Here is a 19,060-nt window from a genome sequence, read left to right as displayed (position 1 = left end):
TGTATCCCAGGTGTGCTCTGACAACGTTGTCAAACGAGTAGAGGACAAAATGACTCCACGGATGCCGCGTCTGCGCTCCGCGGCGCTGGCCGCGCTCACCGCGCTGCTCGCCGCGGGAGCGGCGGCGCTGCCCGCGCAGACCGCGTCGGCCGACGGCGGTTCCGCCGTCGCCGGCGGCGATCTCACGCACCTGGTCAACCCTTTCATCGGCTCGCAGGACGACGGGAACACCTACCCCGGCGCCGCCGTGCCGTTCGGAATGGTGCAGCTCTCGCCCGACACCGGCCACAACACGGGTTACGACTACAACCAGGACCACATCCGCGGCTTCAGCTCCGTGCACCTGTCAGGTGTGGGCTGCGGGCTCGGCGGCGACCTGCCCGTACTGCCGACGACCGGTGCGATCACCGCCACCGACGACGCCGCCTACGCCGCGAAGTTCAGCCACGCCGACGAGACCGCTTCCCCCGGCTACTACAAGGTCAAGCTCGACACCGGCATCACCGCCGAGTTGAGCGCCACCACCCGCACCGGCTGGCAGCGCTACACCTTCCCGGCGACCGACCAGGCCAATGTGCTGCTCAACAGCGGCCAGGCGCTGCACAAGGTGACCAGCAGCACGGTGACCGTGCTCGACGACCGTACGGTGCTGACCGCCATCACCGGCCGCGGCTTCTGCCAGGACACCCAGCCGTACACGGTGTACACCGAGACCCGCTTCGACCGGCCCTTCCAGTCGTACGGGACGTGGAGCGGCAAGACCGTGACGGCGGGCAGCCGCACCTCGACCTCCACCGGGCTCGGCGGCGCCTACGCGCGCTTCGACACCACGAAGGACCAGCAGGTCACCGCGGTCACCTCGCTGTCGTGGGTGAGCCAGGACGGCGCCGCGAAGAACCTCGCGGCCGAGGGGCGCGGCACCTTCGACACGACGGCCGCCGCCGCGCGGAAGTCCTGGCAGGACCGGCTCGGCCAGATCCGGGTGCAGGGGGGCAGCCAAGAGCAGCAGCGGACCTTCTACTCCTCGCTCTACCGCTCCTTCCTCGCGCCGAACGTCGGCAGCGACGTGGACGGCCGCTACACCGGCTGGGACAACAAGGTGCACCCGGCGGGCGGCATCACGTACTACCAGAACTGGTCGCTGTGGGACACCTACCGCACCCAGCAGCAACTGCTGTCGCTGCTCGCGCCGAGCGAGTCCCGCGACATGGCGCTGTCGCTGCTGCGCGTCGCGGACGAGGGCGGACAGCTCCCGCGCTGGGGGTACGCCACCGCCGAGACGAACATCATGACCGGCGACCCGGTGACCCCGTTCCTGGTGGACGCCTACCGGCAGGGCCTGCTCAAGGGCCATGAGGAGGAGGCGTACCGGGCGCTGAAGAAGCACGCGGACACCGTGCCGCCCGCCTCTTCGCCGTCCGCGGGCCGCCAGGCCGACGTCGAGTACCTGGCGAACGGCTATGTGCCGTACGACCCGGCGCGGCCCGGCAAGCCCGGTGACAACGACTTCCAGCACGGCCCGTCCGCGACGCTCGAATACGCGCTCGCCGACGCCGCCCTGGGCGGGATGGCGCAGTCGCTCGGCCACACCGCGGACGCCCGCCGCTATCTGACCCGAGGCCAGAACTACCGGAACATCCTCGACCCGAGCACCGGCTTCTTCCGGGCCAGGAACACCGACGGCGCCTTCGTCGGCCCGGTGGACCCCGCCTCCAGCGTCGGCTTCCACGAGGGCACCTCCTGGCAGTACATGTGGCTCGTCCCGCAGGACCTGCCGGGGATAGTGGATCTGATCGGCGGCAACGCGACCGCCAACGCCCGGCTCGACTCCTTCTTCGCCTACGACCAGTTGGTGAAGGACCCGGCGGGCACCGCGCGCGATGTCTGGGTCAACGGCCCGTACTCGTACTACAACCAGGACAAGTACAACCCGCAGAACGAGCCCGACCTCAGCTCTCCGTACACGTATCTGTCCACCGGGCAGCCGTGGAAGACCACCGACGTGGTGCACGCCGGGCTGACCCTCTTCACGGACGCGCCGAACGGCGTCACCGGCAACGACGACCTCGGCACCATGTCGTCCTGGCAGGTGCTCTCGGCCATCGGCATCTACCCGATGACGCCGGGCACCGACCTGTGGGGCCTGTCCACGCCGCTGTTCGGCCGGGTCGACCTGACCCTCGACCGGCACTACTACCCGAGCGGCAGGATGACGATCACCGCGCCGGGCAGCACCGACACCAACCGGTACATCCAGTCCGCGCGGCTTGGCGGCAAGAGCCTGCGGACCACGTACATCAGCACCCGGGACATCAAGGCGGGCAAGGACCTCTCGCTCACCGTCGGCACCAAGCCGTCGAGCTGGGGCACCGGCAAGAACGACGGGCCGCCCGCCCCCGACCACGTGGCGGCGCCCGTACGGCACACCGCCGCGTCGGTCTCCCCGGCCGCGCCCGGCGTGCTCGCGGGCGGCCCCGGGACGGACGTGGACGTCTCCGCCGTCCTCACCGCCCCCGGCAAGGTCTCGGGCACCGTCACGGTCAGCGCGCCGCACGGGCTCACCGCGAGCCCGCGCACGAGCGGCTTCCGCGTGGACTCGGGGACGCTGCCCACCACCAAGGTGGTGCCGGTACGGATCTCCGCCCCGACGGGCACCCCCGGCGGCACCTACCAGGTCACCGTCAAGGTCACGCAGTCCGGCGGCCCCTCGGTGACCAGGACCGTACCGGTCTCGGTCGCCACCTCGACCTGCCAGGGCGGCAGCGGGTACTGCCCGCAGGACCTGTCCGCGCAGTACGACGTGGACGGCGTCAGCACGGCGGGCGCGACCGGCGCCGACTTCGACGGCACCGGGACCAGCTTCCCCGCGGAACAGCTCCCGGTGCCGGGCCCCGGCGTGCTCGGCGGGCGTGCCTACACCTTCCCCGACACCACCGGCAGCGCGGCCAACTTCGCGACCGCGCACGGCCAGAGCGTCGCGCTGGTGGAGCGCTCCTACTCGGCGCTCGACGTGCTGCTCACCGCGCACCACGGCGATGTGAACGCCGCCGCCACCGTGCACTACTCGGACGGCACTTCCGCGCCCGTCACCCTGACCGCGACCGACTGGGCGGCCGGCGCCCCCCGGCTCGGCGAGGACGCCGCGATCCACGCCGACTCCCGCTACGACAAGCAGGGCGCGCCCGACGGTGTCGGGGTCGACATCTGGCACATCGCGGTCCCGCTGGACAGCGCGAAGACCGCCGTCTCCCTCACCCTGCCCGACGACGCCCGGCTGGCGCTGTACGCGATCAGCGGACGTGACGCGTGACGAGTGACGCCCCTGAACCCGCACCTGAACCCGCACCTGTACCCACCGCGGCACCCGCACCCGTAACGGAACGTCCCGGAGCACAACCCGGAGCCGCAAGCAGAAAGGCAACACCCATGAGACGTGGCCCACTTCGCCGCACCCTCACCAGAACATTGCTGGCAGGCGCGGTATCGATGACCTTGACCGTGCCGGCGTCCGCCGTGGCGCACGCGGACGCGGACGCGGCCAGGTCGGGCGGCGCCCCCGCCTTCACCACCTCCTTCGAGTCCGGCGACACGCAGCCCACGTGGAGCAGCACCGCCGAGACCGACGCCAAGGGCAACCCCCTGGTCTCCGGCGTGACCGCGGGCACCCTCCCGGTGCTGGCCGGCAGCGTCAAGGACAAGATCGCCGAGGTCACGGCCAGTTCGGACAATCCGCCGAACGAGGTCGCGAAGAACGCGGCCGACGAGGACGCCAACACCAAGTGGCTCACGTTCGCGAACACCGGCTGGCTCCAGTACAAGCTGTCCGAGGACGTGACGGTCAAGAAGTACGCGCTGACGTCCGCGAACGACTCGCCGGAGCGCGACCCGAAGGACTTCACCCTCCAGGGCTCCGACGACGGCAGCACCTGGACGACGGTGGACACCCGTAGCGGCGTGAAGTTCAGCGGCCGGTACAAGTCCACCATCTACGACGTCGCCGACCCCGCGCCGCACCGCTACTACCGGCTGAACGTCTCGGCCAACAACAGCGGCGACATCGTGCAGCTCGCGGACCTCATCCTGTCCGACGGCTCCCCGGCGCCGACGCCCGTCGCGGGCATGACCACCGAGGTCGGCAAGGGCCCCGCCTCCGGGCCCAACGTGAAGCCGAGTGTCGGCTTCAGCGGCCTGAAGGCGCTCCAGTACTCGGGCACCCACACGAAGTCCGGCGCCGTGCACGCCTACAACAAGCTCTACAAGGTGCGCATCCCGGTCAGCCGCAACACCCAGCTCTCGTACGACATCTTCCCCGAGCTGACCGGCGGCGACCTGAAGTACCCGAGCACGTACGCCTCCATAGACCTGCACTTCACCGACGGCACGTACCTGAGCAAGCTGCGGAACCCGGCGCTCGACGAGTACGGCACGACGCTCAGCCCGCAGGGCCAGGGCGCGGGCAAGATCCTCTACGCCTCGCAGTGGAACGCCGTCGTCTCCGCGATCGGCAAGGTCGCCGCGGGCAAGACGATCGACCGGGTCCTGCTCGGCTACGACGACCCGGCGGGCAGCTCCGAGGCGGGCGCGTCCACCCAGTTCAAGGGCTGGATCGACGACCTGACCATCGGCGCCGCACCGGCGCCCACCGCGAAGAGCTACGCCGAGCACGTCGACACCCGGCGCGGCACCAACGCCTCCGGCTCCTTCTCGCGCGGCAACAACCTGCCGCTGACCGCGGTCCCGAACGGCTTCAACTTCTTCACGCCGGTCACCGACGCGGGCTCGACGAGCTGGGAGTACAGCTACGCGGCCCAGAACAACGCCGACAACCTGCCGACGCTCCAGGCGCTCGGCATCAGCCACGAGCCCAGCCCGTGGATGGGCGACCGCGACACCTTCCAGGTGATGCCGTCCGCGGTGTCCGGCACCCCGGACCTGAACCGGAGCAAGCGGGCGCTGGCCTTCGACCACAAGGACGAGGTCGCGCAGCCGCACTACTACGGCGTCACGTTCAAGAACGGCATCAAGGCCGAGATAGCACCGACCGACCACTCCGCCGTCTACCGCTTCACCTTCCCCGGTGACAACGGCGACCTGCTCTTCGACAACGTGAACAACAACGGCGGCCTGACCTTCGACGCCGCCAAGGGCACCCTGGACGGCTTCTCGGACGTCAACATCGGCGGCGGCGAGGCCGCGACGCGGATGTTCGTGCACGCCGAGTTCGACCGGACCCCCGGTACGGCCACCAAGGTCACCGGACAGGGCCGCGACAACGTCACCGGCTACGCGCAGTTCGACACGTCCAAGAGCAAGACCGTGACGATGCGCCTGGCCACCTCGTTCCTCAGCGCCGACCAGGCGAAGAAGAACCTGGACCTGGAGATCCCGCAGGGCACGTCCTTCGACAGCGTCAAGAAGAGCGCCGAGCGGCTGTGGAACGCCAAGCTGGGCAAGGTCGAGGTCCAGGGCGCCAGCGACGACCAGCTCACCACGCTGTACTCGAACCTGTACCGGATGAATCTGTACCCCAACTCCGGTTCCGAGAACACCGGTACGGCCAGGAAGCCGGTGTACAAGTACGCCAGCCCGTTCTCCAAGGCCACCGGCGCCAACACGCCCGCCGAGACCGGCGCGAAGATCGTGGACGGCAAGGTCTACGTCAACAACGGCTTCTGGGACACCTACCGCACCGAGTGGCCCGCCTACTCGCTGCTGGAGTCGAAGACCGCGGGTGAACTCGCCGACGGATTCGTGCAGCAGTACAAGGACGGCGGCTGGATCTCGCGCTGGTCCTCGCCGGGCTACGCCGACCTGATGACCGGCACCAGCTCCGACGTCGCCTTCGCGGACGCCTTGGCCAAGGGTGTCGACAACTTCGACGCCAAGGCGGCCTACGAGGCCGCGGTCAAGAACGCCACGGTGTTCCCGACCGCCGGCGGTGTCGGCCGCAAGGGCCTGGACACCTCGGTGTTCACCGGATACACCAACACCTCGGTCGACGGCAGCGTCTCGTGGTCGCTTGACGGCTACATCAACGACTACGGCATCGCCACCATGGCCGCCAAACTCGCCAAGGACCCGCACACCTCCAAGGCCGACCGGCAGCGCTACCAGGAGGAGTCCGCGTACTTCCTGGGCCGCGCGCAGAACTACACCAACCTGTTCAACACCGGCGTCGGCTTCTTCGAGGGCCGCAAGGCCGACGGCTCGTGGCGCGTCCCCGACGCCCAGTACGACCCGCAGCAGTGGGGCAACGAGTACACCGAGACCAACGCCTGGAACTACGCCTTCACGGTGCCGCAGGACCCGAACGGCCTCGCCGCGCTCTACGGCGGCCAGAAGGGCCTGGAGAAGAAGCTCGACGCGTTCTTCACCACTCAGGAGACCGCCGACGGTGACGCGGGCGGCTACGGCGGCACCATCCACGAGATGCTGGAGGCCCGCGACGTCCGGATGGGTGAACTCGGCCTGAGCAACCAGCCGTCGTTCGCCATCCCCTACATGTACGACTACGCGGGCGACCCGGCCAAGACCCAGGCCGTCGTGCGCGAGGCCACCCGGCGGCTGTTCACGGGCAGCTCGATCGGCCAGGGCTTCCCCGGTGACGAGGACAACGGCGCCACCGCCACCTGGCAGATCTTCAGCGCGCTGGGCTTCTACCCGCTCCAGGTCGGCAGCGACAACTACGTGATCGGCTCCCCGCTGTTCACCAAGGCGACGATCCACCTGGACAACGGCAAGAGCATCGTCGTCAACGCGCCGAACAACAGCAGCAGCAACATCTACGTGCAGTCGCTGAAGGTCAACGGCAAGGCGTGGAACAAGGTGTACCTGACGCAGAGCCAGCTCTCGTCCGGCGCGCGCCTGGACTTCACCATGGGCTCCAAGCCGTCCAAGTGGGGCACGGGCAAGGACGCGCTGCCCGCGTCGCTGACCCCGGCGGGCAAGGCGCCGCAGCCGCTCGCGGACCTGACAGGTCCCGACCTCGGCACCGCGACGTCCGGTGACGGCACTGATGTCGCCGCGCTCTTCGACAACACCTCGAAGACCGCGGTGACCTTCCCGGCCGCCGACCCGACGGTGCAGTACACCTTCACCGGGAGCTCGGCGAAGAAGCAGGCCGGTTTCTACACCCTGACCTCCGGCAGCACCGCGGCCCAGGACCCGAAGAGCTGGCAGCTCCAGGGCACGACCGACGGCAAGCACTGGAGCACGCTGGACTCCAGGAGCGGCGAGAGCTTCGACAGCCGCCTCCAGACCCGGCCGTTCCAGATCGCCCACCCCGGCGCGTACTCCACGTACCGCCTGGTGGTGACCGCCAACAACGGTGCCGCGTCCACGACGCTGACCGAGGTCGAACTGCTGGCACAGCAGGGGAAGGGAGGCCACGGGCACTGACCCGCGTCTCGTACGACCCGTGTGAGACCGGGGGCCGCGACACCATGTCGCGGCCCCCGGCCGCGTTCCGGACCGCGTTCCCGGCCGCGTTTCCGGTCGTGTTCCCTGCCCCGGTTCTTCGGCCCCCGCGTCAGGGATGTCCCGGTGGGGCTGTCCCCACCCCCGTTCGGGCGCGGGCCGCAGTGACCCGGAACCCCGCGGCGCGGGAGGGTCGTTGAAGGCGCCGCGGTCGCGGTGACCTGACCGGACAGCGGGAAACGGGGAGTCGGACCGATGACGGATCTCACGCGGTGCACGCGAAGGACGATGTTGCGCGGGGGCGCGGCGGCGGCGATCGGCGGGGCGGTCGCGCTGAGCGGCGCGGGCGTCGCCGAGGCCCGCTCGGGCGGGCGGCGGACCGGGACCGGCGCCGCGGGCGGCGACACTGTCCCCTACCCCTTCTTGAAGGGCGCCTTCGCGCCGGCCGCCGAGGAGGTCACCGCCTTCGACCTGCCGGTGACCGGCCGCATACCGGCCGCCCTCGACGGCCGCTATCTGCGCAACGGCCCCAATGTGCTGGGCCTGGAGGACCCGCGGACCCACCACTGGATGCTCGGCCAGGGCATGGTGCACGGCGTACGCCTCAGGGACGGCCGCGCCGAGTGGTACCGCAACCGCTGGGTGAGGTCGGCGGGCGTCGCCGCGCAACTGGGGGAGCCTTACCACGGCCCCGTGCCCGACGACGACTTCGCGAACAACACGCACGTGATCCCGTACAAGGGCAAGGTCCTCGCGGTCCAGGAGAGCGGCCCGATGCCGTACGAACTCGACGAGGAGCTGAACACCGTCCGTCCGTACGACTTCGGCGGCACGCTCAGCGGGGCGTTCACCGCGCACACCAAGTACGACGAGCGGGCGGACGAACTGCACGCGATCACGTACTACCCGACCTGGGACCATGTCCGTCACCTGGTGATCGACCACACGGGGAAGGTCGTTCGGACCACGAGGATTCCGGTCGCGGACAGCCCGATGATGCACGACTTCGCGCTCACCGAGCGGTACGTGATCATCTTCGACACCCCGGTGACCTTCGACGCGGCGGCGGCCGAGGCGGGCGCGATCGTGCCGTACGTCTGGAACGACACGCACCCGGCGCGGGTCGGGGTGATGCCGCGCGGGGGCGGCCGGGTCCGCTGGTTCGAGGCCGACCCCGGCTCGTACTACTCGCACACGCTCAACGCCTACGACGACGGGCACTCGGTGGTCGTCGACTTCATCACCTTCCCCGCGCCCTTCTTCGCGGCGGGCCGTGGCACCCTCAGCGACGGCCCCTCGGCGCTCGGCACCCCCCGGCTCGACCGGCTGACGATCGACCTGGAGCGCGGCCGGGCCCGCCCGTGGCGGATCGACGACCGCCCGCAGGAGTTCCCCCGCATCCGCGAGAGCCTGGTCTCGCGCCGCCACCGCTACGGTTACGCCGCCACGGCAGCCGCGATGTGGACGGCGTACGAGACGCTGGACGGTGTGCCGCCGGACACCCGCTTCGGCAACGCGCTCATCAAGCACGACCTGCTGCGCGGCACCACCCAGACGCACCGCTTCCCGAAGGACGCGGCCGTGAGCGAGCCGGTCTTCGTCCCCGCGCACGAGCACACGAAGGCCGAGGACGACGGTTACGTCCTGTCCTACGTCCACAACCCCGACCGAGGCGCGGCCGACCTCGTCATCCTGTCCGCCCAGGACTTCACGGCCGCCCCGCTGGCCAGGATCCACCTCCCGGCCACCATTCCGCTCGGCCTCCACGGGAGTTGGGTGCCGACGGTGAGTTGAGGGGGGAGCGCCCCGGCCGGTCCCGCGCCGATCTGTCTCACAACAACTCTTTCGAAAGAACTGTTGTGGGTTTAGGGTCGGCGCATGACCGACGACTCCCCGCCGGAACCGGAAGCGGACGTACGGCTCGACACCGCCGCCCTCCGGGTCCTCGCGCACCCCTTGCGGATCAATGTGCTGACGATGCTGCGCCAGCGCGGGCCGTCCACCGCGACCCGCGTCGCCGACGAACTGGGCATCAACCCCGGCTCCGCCAGCTACCACTTGCGGCGGCTCGCCCTCGGCGGGCTCATCGTGGAGGAGCCGGGGCGCGGCACCGGGCGCGAGCGGTGGTGGCGGGCCGCGCACCGCCAGTCGCAGCACGACCCGGCGAGCGGTCCGCCGGAGGAACGCGAGGCGGGCCGCCCATACGCGCACGCCGTCGCCCTCGCCGGGGTCGACCGGCTGCGCAGGGCCGCCGACGAGATCCCGCTGCTCCCGCGCGAATGGCTCGACGTCAGCGCGTACGCCGACTTCGTCCTGTGGCTCACGCCCGAGCGGGCCGGCCGCGTGAAGGCGGAGATCTTCGAGGTCTTCGCCCGGCTCCGCGAGGAGGCGGAGCATCCGGTCGAGGGCGCCGTACCGGTCGCGCTCCAGCTCCAGGTCTTCCCCGTCCCCGGCACGGTCGCGCCGCTGACAGCGGCACCGGGCGCGCAGCCGGACGAGCCGCCGGACGAGCCGCAGACCGCGCAGCCGGACGACGAGGGCGACGCATGAGCCGGCCGGAGGCGACCGGCGCGATAAGCGAGGCGGGCGCGGGGGAGTTGTGCGGGGCAGGGGCCGATACGGGTACGGCGGCCGGGTCCGTACCCGCCGGGTCCGTACCGGTCGCGGCCGTACCGGTTGCCGACGGCTCGCCCGCCTACCGCGACGCGAACGTGCTGCGCTGGCTGACCGCGTACACCGCGTCCGTCACCGGTGATCTGCTGTACTTCCTCGCCCTGACCTGGGCGGCCACCCGCGTGGCAGGGCCCTCCCAGGTCGGCCTGGTGATCGCGGCGGGCGCTCTGCCGCGGGCCGTGCTGATGCTCGGCGGGGGAGCGGTCGCCGACCGCTTCGGCCCCCGCAGGGTCGCCGTCGCCAGCGACGCCACCCGCTGCGCGGTGATCCTCGCCGCCGCCCTGATGCTCGTCGCGACCACGCCGGGCCTGTGGCTGCTGATCCCCGTGGCGCTGGTCTTCGGCGTCGTGGACGCGGTGTTCATGCCCGCGGTCGGTGCGCTTCCGCCGCGCATCACCACCCACGATCAGCTCGCGCGGGTCAACGGGATGCGCGGACTGTCCATCCGGCTGAGCAACGCCGTCGGCCCGCTGCTCGCGGGCGTCGTCCTCGCCGCCGGGGGCGCGGCGGGCGCCTTCACCGCCGCAGGGGTCCTGTTCGCCGCGTCGCTGGCCCTGCTGCTGACGGTGCGGACGGCCGAACCCGTCGCCGTACGGGAGGCCGAACGCCCTTCCCTGCTGCGGGAGTCCGGCGAGGGTCTGCGGTACATACGGCGGCACGCGCTGCTCGGCCCGCTGGTCGTCGTGGTCGGCCTCAGCGAGATGTGCTTCAGCGGACCGGTCGCCGCCGGTCTCGTCCTGCTCGCCGACGAGCGCGGCTGGGGCGCCTCCGGCATGGGGTGGATGGCGAGCGCCTTCAGCGTCGGCGCGGCGGGCGCCGCCCTGCTGCTCACCGTCGGGTCGGGGCCGCCGCGGGCGGGACTGGTGATGTCCTGCGCCCTGCTCCTCACCGCGGCGGGCACCGCCGCCCTCGGCTACGCCCCCACGCTGGCGTCCGCCGTCGTGCTCGGCGCGGTCGTCGGTGTCGGCAGCGGCCTCACCTCGACGCTCACCGGCGCCCTCGTCCAGACCGTCACCGAACCCCGCTACCTCGGCCGGGTCACCTCCGTCAGCACCCTGTGCGCCCTCGGCCTCGCCCCCGTCCTCTTCCCCGCGGTCGGCCTCACCGTCGCCGCCTGGGGCTGCGGGGTTCTCTTCGCGGCCTTCGGCGCCGTCTGTCTTCTGGCCGCGGCCGTCGCCCTCGCGTCCACGACGCTGCGCCGCGTCGGCCTCGGGACCCCGCACGGGGTGTGATCCAACTCGCTTGTGGCGTATGGCCCCGGCCCCCGATACTGGCCGTACACGGAGCGGCACGTACAGCGGCACGCGGAGCCGTACGCGCACGCGCAAAAGCACGCATACCGCACGGGCGGGTACGCGCAGGGCCCGCGCCGAGCGGGAACTGCCGCGTCGGCACCCGCGTCCTGTCCTCCAGCGGCCGGACGCGCGGGCGCGCCCGCGGTGGGGTGGGGAAGCGCGACGGGCGGTGGTCCCGTCCGCGCAGGAGCAGGGGGGAATTCGCCATGACCTGGGACCAGCAAGACGGAGCGGGCGCCGGCGGTAGGCCGGGCGCCAACGGGACACCGGACGGCGGCGACGCGCCGGGCGTTGACGGTACGCCGAGCGCCAGCGACACGCCGAGGAGCGGCGGCACACCGGAGGGTTTCGGGCCGCCGCCGCCGCCACCGCCCGCGCCGCCGGCCTGGCTGCCGCAGCAGCCCGCCGCGCAGCCCGGCATCCCTTCCGGTTACGCGTCCGGTTATCAGTCCGGCTACGCGCCCGGCTTCCCGGCCGGTCCGCCCGCACCGCCGCCCGCCCCGGCGAACGCGCTGCGGGCCGTCGCCGTCGGCCTGCTCAATCTCAGCGGCCTCGGCGTCGGTTACGCGCTGACCCGCCGCTGGCTCGCGACGGCCGCCTGCCTGGTCGCGACCGGCGTCCTGCTCTTCGTCGCGCTGCCCGCGAAGGCGGACGGCGTGTCCGGCGGCGTCGTCGTCGCCTACGCGGTCTTCCTCGTCCTCGCGGCCGCGCACGGCGCCTATCGCGGCCTGCGCACCCCGCTGTCCTGGCCGCCGCGGACGCCCGTCGCGATCGTGCTCGGCCTCGTGCTGCTCGCCGCGCCCGTCGGCGGCGTCGTCCTCTACGACAGCGCGCGCGACGAGGCCACCCAGAAGATGCTGCTCGACCGCCTCGACACCGCCGACCAGCTCGTCCAGGCGGCCAAGAACAAGCCGTTCGACCAGGCGCGCACCGACTACACCACGGCGCTGGCCGCGTACCGCGACCTCAGCGACCACCACGGCGGCTCCCGCGCCGCCAAGCGCGTACCCGACCGGCTGACCACGTACTACACGGCGGTCGGCACGTCCTACGCGCAGAAGAAGTACTGCGACGCCATCGAGCCGCTGAAGTACCTGCGGACGGTACCCGAGCACTTCGACAAGAAGGCCCTCGGCACGCTGACCGGATGGCCGGACGACCGGCTCGCGACCTCGCTGTACGCGTGCGGCACGGCCGACCTGGCCGACGCGAGCGGCGCGGAGGCGAAGGACGGGTACCTGAGCGACCTGCTCTCCACGTACCCCAAGTCGCCGCAGGCCGCGAAGGTCGAGCCCGCCTTCAAGTCGACCATCGACGCGGCGGCCAAGGGTCTGAACGGCGGCGACCCGTGCGCGGCCACCGACAAGGTGCGCGCCCTCGGCGTGCGCGCGGGCAACCTCAAGGGCGAGGACACGGGCGTGGCCGCGGCCTTCGACAAGGACGCCCGCCGGGCCGACACCTATGTGCAGTCGGGCAGTTACACCTGCGCCGTCCACGAGTACAAGGGCGGCGACTTCAGCGGCGCGCTGGACAAGATCCGCGACTTCGTGAAGAAGTACCCGCGCGACAAGAACACCGCGTACGCCAAGAAGCTCGCCATCGCCGCCGAGGTCGCCGTGACGGTGCCCGACGCGGGCAAGCGCATGCCGACCAAGGACTCCGGCGGCAGCATCTCCGTGACGGTCAGCAACGACAGCCCCGACCAGGTCGAGGTGCTGTTCACCGGACCGGTCACCGGCAGTTTCACGCTCAAGGGCTGCGGCGCCTGCAAGACGTACTCCAGCCAGGCGGCGGCGCGGACCTCGGCGTGCAACAACAGCGGCAGGAACTACCCGAAGAAGACGCTGAACCTGCCGGTCGGCACCACGTACTTCCTGCACAAGTCGACCAGTTCGGGCGATTCCGCGACGCCCGGCAGCGACACGGTGAAGCTGCGCAGCGGCTACATCTACACGGAGTGCGCCTACGTGGTGCGCGATTCGGCGCTCAGTTTCTGAGGCGAGGGCTTCTGAACGAGCAGGCCGTGGGTGGTCGACGGCCCGCGACCCGCGCGGACACGGCGGGGCCCGGACGGCCGGGCCCCGCCGTCGTCACTCCGCGATGCCGCGCGTCAGCAGCACGACGGTCACGAAGGTGCGGTAGAGCCGCACCGGATCCTCGTCGGTCATCCGTACCGTCACCGCGTTCGCCGGGTCCCGCTCGACGCCCGTGATCCAGGTCGCCATCTCCGCCAGGTCCGGATTGCGCATCCGTACCGTCAGCGTCGCGGGCAGCGCGATGTCCGGCAGGGCCGCGGACGGCAGCCCCTCGACCGCCCTGCGGGCGGCGTCCCGGATCACCTCGCGCGCCTCCTCCGGGTGCAGGCTGTCGGCCGCGAACCGCGACACCGACGACTTGACGACCGCGCCCACCGCTCCGGGACAGAACGGCTCCAGTTCGGCGGCCGTCGTCGCGTCCCCGGTGACCAGCAGCACCGGCACCCCGTGCCCGAGCGCGACGAGCGCGTTGATCCCGCTCTCGCCCGCCACGACCCCGTTGAGCCGCACCTCGCTGATCGCCGCGGGGTTGTACGTGTGCGACAGCGTGGCCCGCTCGGCCGACATCGAGCCGTGGTAGGAGACGAAGAAGACCCCGTCGTACGAGGAGTCCAGGCCCTGCATCATGTACAGCGGCTTGTGACGGCCGGACAGATAGCGGGCCCGCCCGGCCAGTTCGTCCGGGCGCAGATTGGCCATCGTGGAGTGCGAGTCGTTGACCAGGAACGCGTTCGCGCCGCCCGCCGTCGCCCCCTCGATCGCGGCGTTGACCTCCGCCTGGAGCAGCGTGCGGCAGTACGCGTACTCGGGCTGCCCCGGACGGCACTGCGACCAGTCGACGACCCCCGCGGTGCCCTCCATGTCGGAGGAGACGAAGATCTTCACAGCACGGTCCGGGGGCGGAATTCGGGCTCGGTCGACGCGTCGGTCATCAACGCGTAGACGCTGCCCTCCTGTCCGGCCGCGCCGCCGTGCCTGCCGTCGGGGGTCAGGGCCAGCGCGCGCAGCTCGGAGCGGAACTCGTCGGGCAGGGTGGCCGCGTCGGCGAGCGCGTCCCGGCACGCGTCGGACGGGTCGAGCCCCGCCGCCAGCAGGTCGACGATCGTACGGGCGGTGCCGCCGCGCATGCTCAGCTCGCCGCGGCCGGTGCAGGCGGCGCCGCCGGAGCGCAGATCGCACCAGTTGCCCGCGCCGGGCAGCGCGGAGTCGCCGACCCTGCCGGGGTACTTGTACGGATAGCCGGAGGTCGAGACCCCGACGCACATCTCGCCCGACGCGTCCAGCGCGATGATGTTGATCGTGCCCCAGGGGCCGTCGTGCGGGGCCAGCCTGCGGATCAGCGCGAGTGCGCTCTCCCGGTAGCGGGCGTCGCCGTCGGTCGCCGCGGTGTTCTCGCCCTCCACCGACTCCTCGGAGTCGGCGACCTGCTTGCGCCACTGCTCGCGCGACGCGTCCGTCAGCAGGTCCGCCGTGTCGAAGCCGCACTCCCGCGCGAACAGCGCGGCGCCCTCGCCGACCAGCAGACTGTGCTGCGGCAGCTTCTCCAGCACCGCGCGGGCCACCGAGATCGGGTTCGGGTACCCCTTGAGCGCGCCCACCGCGCCGAACTGCCGCCCGGAGCCCAGCATCAGGGAAGCGTCGAGCTCCACCACGCCCTGCGCGTTGGGCAGCCCCGCGGTGCCCACGTAGTGGTCCGCCGGATTGTCCTCGCAGCGGCGCATCGCGGCCTCGACCGCGTCCAGCGCCGAGCCGCCGCGCCGCAGCACGTCCATCCCGGCCGGTAGTCCGACCTCGCTGCGCTCACTGCCGATGATCACCGCTTCGGGCATGTTCCTCCTGTCCGGTGCCTGACCGGCCGGAGCCCCCGTCGTGTGGGGGTTCCCGCCGCTTCGCCCGTCCGACCTGCGTATACGCGCCCGCGTATACGAAGTGCCGGACGCCTCCGCAGTCTGGCACCAGCCGCCCGCGCCGCGGTACCCGGCCCGGCGGGGGCCGCCGTCCGTCGCGCGAAAAACCATGCGGGGCCCGCCGCGCACCGGGGGGAGACTGGAGCGCGTGGACACGATGACGCGATTCGGCCTGACGGTGGTGGAGTGGGCCGCGGGCGGTACGGGAGCGGCGGCGGCCGAGGCGGCGGCGCGCGAGCTGGCCGCGGCCACCCACGTGAAGACCGCGGTACTGGTCGAGGGGACCAGCGACCAGGCGGCGGTCGAGGCACTCGCGGTCCGGCGCGGCCGGGACCTGGCCGCCGAGGGAACGGTCGTCGTGCCGCTCGGCGGCGCCATGAGCATCGGACGCTTCCTGAGCCTGGTCGGCCCCGAAGGGCTCGACCTGGCGCTGGCGGGCCTGTGCGACGAGGCGGAGGAGGGCTACTTCCTGCGCGCCCTGGACCGCGCGGGCGTCGGCTCGCCCCGCGACCGTACGCAGATGGAGACCCTCGGCTTCCATGTCTGCGTCGCGGACCTGGAAGAGGAGCTGATCCGGTCCCTGGGCACCGACGCGGTGCGGGAGGTCGCGGCCGAACTGGGCGAGGCGCGCTCCTTCCGGATCTTCCAGAAGCAGCCCGCGCAGCGCGAGCGCCCCGTCGACCGGCAGCTCCGGCGCTTCATCGGCACCCACAGCGGACGCAAGTCGCAGTACGCGCACGCGCTGGTCGACGCGCTGGAGCCGCACCAGGTCCCGCGCCCGCTGGACGGGCTGCTCGCGCACATCTGACCGCGCACCGGCCCATGCGGACAAAGCGCCGTATACGGTGACGGCGCCGTCGCGCCCGCGGGCCCTCCGCGCCCGCGCCCTTCGACAACCAGTGTTGTCATGGAGTCGATCTCCTCCCTAGGATGCGGAGCATGCCGATCACCGTGACGGCCACCGAACCAGGCGGCCGGGAGCAGCCCGCGCCCGTCCCCGCCCCTCCTGTCGACTCCGCGGGACCCGATCAAGCCGCCGAGCCCGCCGATTCCGCCGAGCGGGCCATGGCCGGTCTGACCGACGCCGCCGTACGCGATCTCGTCGGTGAACTGGCTTCGCGATTCGCCGAGTTGGCGCCGCGCGACACGTCGTCGGGGCAGGACCCCGAGCCCGCCGCCGCGCCGCTGAACCGGCTGCGCGTGCTGGCCCATCTGATGCGTGCCGTCGACCGGTGCGCGGCGCAGGAGGCCGCGGCCGCGGTCCGGCTCGGCGCGAACTACCCGCGGCTCGGCCAGGCGTGGGGCATCACCCGGCAGGGCGCCCGGCGGCGCTGGCCCGGACTCGTCTTCACCTCGAATCCCCCCTCGAGGCCCCTCGTGATCAGGAGCGACCCGATGAACGCCCTCACCCCGCGCCGCACATACAGCGTCCTGCTGGTCGAGGACGACCCCGCGGACGCCCTGCTCATCGAGGACGCGCTGTCCGAGGGCGGCATGACCCGGCAGCTCTCGCACGTCGGTGACGGCATCGAGGCGCTGGAGTACCTGCGCGACCCGGAGCACGAGCGCCCCGACCTGATCGTGCTCGACCTGAACATGCCGCGCATGAACGGCCGCGAATTCCTCGCCGTACTGCGGGACGACGACGAACTGGGCTCCATTCCGCTGGTCGTCCTGACCACCTCGGCGGCGCCGGACGACATCGCCGACGCCTACCAGAAACACGCCAACGCGTATGTGACGAAGCCGGTCAATCTGGACGACTTCCTCGAAGCCGTGCAGCGCATCGACACCTTCTTCCTGGAGACCTCCGCCCCGCTGCCGGCCCCCGGCGAATAACCGCTCTGACCCGGCCCGCACCCCCGCATAGGGTGCGGGAATGGCCGACACTTTCTCTCCACCCGCCCCGGGGGACATCCGAAGTCCTGTCCGCTTCCTGCTGTGGCTGGTCAGAAACCAGCCCGGCCGGGTCACGGCCGGGGCGACCCTCGGCACCGTGTGGATGCTCGGCCTGGCCGTACCGCCCTATCTGCTCTCCCGCGCCATCGACGACGGTCTCCGACCGCGCGACCACACCGCGCTGTTCGGCTGGGCCGCGGCCATGTTCGGCGTCGGGGTGCTCAACGCGTTCATCGGCATCGCCCGGCACCGCACCATGACCAAGGTGCGGATGGACGCCTCCTTCCGCGTGGTGCGCGCCACCGTCCGGCGGGCCACGGAACTGGGCGCCACGCTGCCGCACCGGATGAGCGCGGGCGAGGTGGTGGCGATCGGGATGGCCGATGTCATGGTGATCGCCCAGTCGTTGACCGTCACCGGGCCCGGAATCGGCGCGGCCGTCTCGTATCTGGCGGTCGCCGCCGTGCTGCTGTCCATCTCGCCGCTGCTCGCCCTCGTGGTGCTGGCCGGTGTGCCGTTGGTCGCCGTCACCGTCGGCCCGCTGCAACGCCGCCTCCAGCGGGTCGGCACCGGCTACCGCGACGAGCAGGGCGAACTGACCGCGCTGCTGGTCGACGTGGCGACCGGGCTGCCCGTGCTCAACGGCCTCGGCGGCAAGGACGTCTACGCGGCCCGCTACCGCCGCCGCTCGCAGGCGCTGCGCGACCAGGGCTACCGGGTCGGTTCGGTCACCAGCTGGGTCGGCGCGCTCGCCGTCGGGCTGCCCGCGCTCTTCCTCGCCCTGGTCACCTGGCTCGCCGCGCGCATGGCGGCCGACGGCTCGCTCGCCATCGGCGAGCTGGTCGCTGTGTACGGCTACGCGGCCATGCTCGTCGTCCCGGTCTTCTTCTTCATCGAGGGCGGCAACGACGTGGCCCGCGCGCTGGTCGCCGCCCGCCGCGTGACCGGCTTCCTCGCCCTGACGCCGGAACAGTCCGACGGCGCGCACCCGGTGGACGCCCCGCCGTCGCCCGCCGCGCTGCGCGACCCGCTCTCCGGCGTCGTCGTCCGCCCCGGAGTCCTCACCGCGCTCGCCTCCGCCCGCCCCGCCGACACCGCCGCCGTCGTGGAACGCCTCGGCCGCTTCGCCGCCTCCGACGCCGAGTGGGGCGCCCTGCGGCTCGACACCGTCGCGCTGCACGAGACACGCGAGCGCGTCCTGGTCGCCGACAACGATGCCGCGCTCTTCAGCGGCACCGTCCGCGAGGCCGTCTCGGGCCGCGCCGACCCCGACGACGGCACCGTGCACGCCGCGATCCGCACCGCGGCGGCCACCGACATCGTGGACGCGCTGCCCGCGGGCCTCGACTCCTCCCTCAGCGCGGGCGGCCGCAATCTCTCCGGCGGCCAGCGCCAGCGGCTCCGGCTGGCCCGCGCGGTCTGCGCCGACCCCGAGGTGCTGCTGGCCGTCGAACCCACCTCCGCGGTGGACACCCACACCGAGGCGGCGATGGCCACCGGGCTGGGCGCCGCGCGCACCGGCCGGACGACGGTGGTCACCACCACCTCGCCGCTGGTACTCGACCGGGCCGACGAGGTCGTCTACCTCGTCGAAGGGCGCGCGGTCGCGGTCGGCCCGCACCACGAACTCCTGCACACCGAGCCCGGCTACCGCGCGCTGGTCTCCCGCGGCGCACAGGAAGAGGCGATCCGATGACCACGCAGAGCGACCCGCCCGCGGCGGACACCGAACCGTCCCGGCGCCCGGCGGCGGGCCCCGGCGGTCCGGTGACCGGCCAGTGCGCCCCGCCCGCTGCGGACACCGAACCGTCCCGGCGCGACGGCGTCCCCGCCC

General features: G+C 72.2%; 10 protein-coding genes and 1 pseudogene. 9 read left to right on the top strand and 2 right to left on the bottom strand.

All coding sequences use genetic code 11. The features are described from left to right. Nucleotides 1-61: 61 nt before the first annotated feature. From BGM09_RS26825 to BGM09_RS26800, 6 genes and pseudogenes are all read left to right on the top strand, one after another. Nucleotides 62-2,395: pseudogene (locus tag BGM09_RS26825) on the top strand (GH92 family glycosyl hydrolase); the annotation flags it as partial. A 1,091-nt stretch (nucleotides 2,396-3,486) separates the two neighbouring features. Continuing rightward, on the top strand, nucleotides 3,487-7,398 hold the full coding sequence (locus BGM09_RS26820) for a GH92 family glycosyl hydrolase (RefSeq protein ID WP_223187655.1): 3,912 nt from the start codon (nucleotides 3,487-3,489) through the stop codon (nucleotides 7,396-7,398). 273 nt (nucleotides 7,399-7,671) lie between these two features. Next, nucleotides 7,672-9,210, top strand: coding sequence for a carotenoid oxygenase family protein (locus BGM09_RS26815; RefSeq protein ID WP_188284280.1), 1,539 nt, complete (start codon nucleotides 7,672-7,674; stop codon nucleotides 9,208-9,210). An 84-nt stretch (nucleotides 9,211-9,294) separates the two neighbouring features. Then, nucleotides 9,295-9,966, top strand: a complete 672-nt coding sequence (locus BGM09_RS26810; protein ID WP_188284279.1) for a helix-turn-helix domain-containing protein — start codon at nucleotides 9,295-9,297, stop codon at nucleotides 9,964-9,966. Then, entirely contained in the window at nucleotides 9,963-11,321 is a 1,359-nt protein-coding gene (locus BGM09_RS26805) for an MFS transporter (RefSeq protein WP_188284278.1), read from the top strand. Before BGM09_RS26810 ends, BGM09_RS26805 begins: the two co-directional genes overlap by 4 nt. A gap of 269 nt (nucleotides 11,322-11,590) precedes the next feature. Then, a complete protein-coding gene (locus tag BGM09_RS26800) occupies nucleotides 11,591-13,381 on the top strand; it encodes a hypothetical protein (protein ID WP_223187654.1) in 1,791 nt (596 codons plus the stop codon). A gap of 93 nt (nucleotides 13,382-13,474) precedes the next feature. On the opposite strand, the gene BGM09_RS26795 is transcribed toward BGM09_RS26800, so the two are convergent. Continuing rightward, nucleotides 13,475-14,305 (bottom strand): M55 family metallopeptidase, encoded by an 831-nt coding sequence (locus BGM09_RS26795; protein WP_188284277.1) that lies wholly within the window; start codon nucleotides 14,303-14,305, stop codon nucleotides 13,475-13,477. Further along, entirely contained in the window at nucleotides 14,302-15,249 is a 948-nt protein-coding gene (locus tag BGM09_RS26790) for a N(4)-(beta-N-acetylglucosaminyl)-L-asparaginase (protein ID WP_188284276.1), read from the bottom strand. Before BGM09_RS26790 ends, BGM09_RS26795 begins: the two co-directional genes overlap by 4 nt. Nucleotides 15,250-15,475: 226 nt before the next feature. On the opposite strand from BGM09_RS26790, the gene BGM09_RS26785 reads away from it, so the two are divergent. The 3 genes from BGM09_RS26785 (at nucleotide 15,476) to BGM09_RS26775 (ending at nucleotide 18,922) form a co-directional block, all read left to right on the top strand. After that, the gene (locus tag BGM09_RS26785; RefSeq protein WP_188284275.1) at nucleotides 15,476-16,135 is read left to right on the top strand and encodes a TOPRIM nucleotidyl transferase/hydrolase domain-containing protein; all 660 of its coding nucleotides are present in this window, start codon (nucleotides 15,476-15,478) and stop codon (nucleotides 16,133-16,135) included. A 131-nt stretch (nucleotides 16,136-16,266) separates the two neighbouring features. Next, the gene (locus tag BGM09_RS26780; RefSeq protein ID WP_317452906.1) at nucleotides 16,267-17,166 is read left to right on the top strand and encodes a response regulator; all 900 of its coding nucleotides are present in this window, start codon (nucleotides 16,267-16,269) and stop codon (nucleotides 17,164-17,166) included. Between the two features lie 40 nt (nucleotides 17,167-17,206). Beyond that, nucleotides 17,207-18,922, top strand: a complete 1,716-nt coding sequence (locus BGM09_RS26775) for an ABC transporter ATP-binding protein (protein WP_188284274.1) — start codon at nucleotides 17,207-17,209, stop codon at nucleotides 18,920-18,922. The last annotated feature ends 138 nt before the right edge of the window (nucleotides 18,923-19,060 follow it).

The organism is Streptomyces sp. CBMA29, from assembly GCF_014596445.1.
Taxonomy (GTDB): domain Bacteria; phylum Actinomycetota; class Actinomycetes; order Streptomycetales; family Streptomycetaceae; genus Actinacidiphila.
This window is presented reverse-complemented; position numbering and strand designations above follow the sequence as displayed.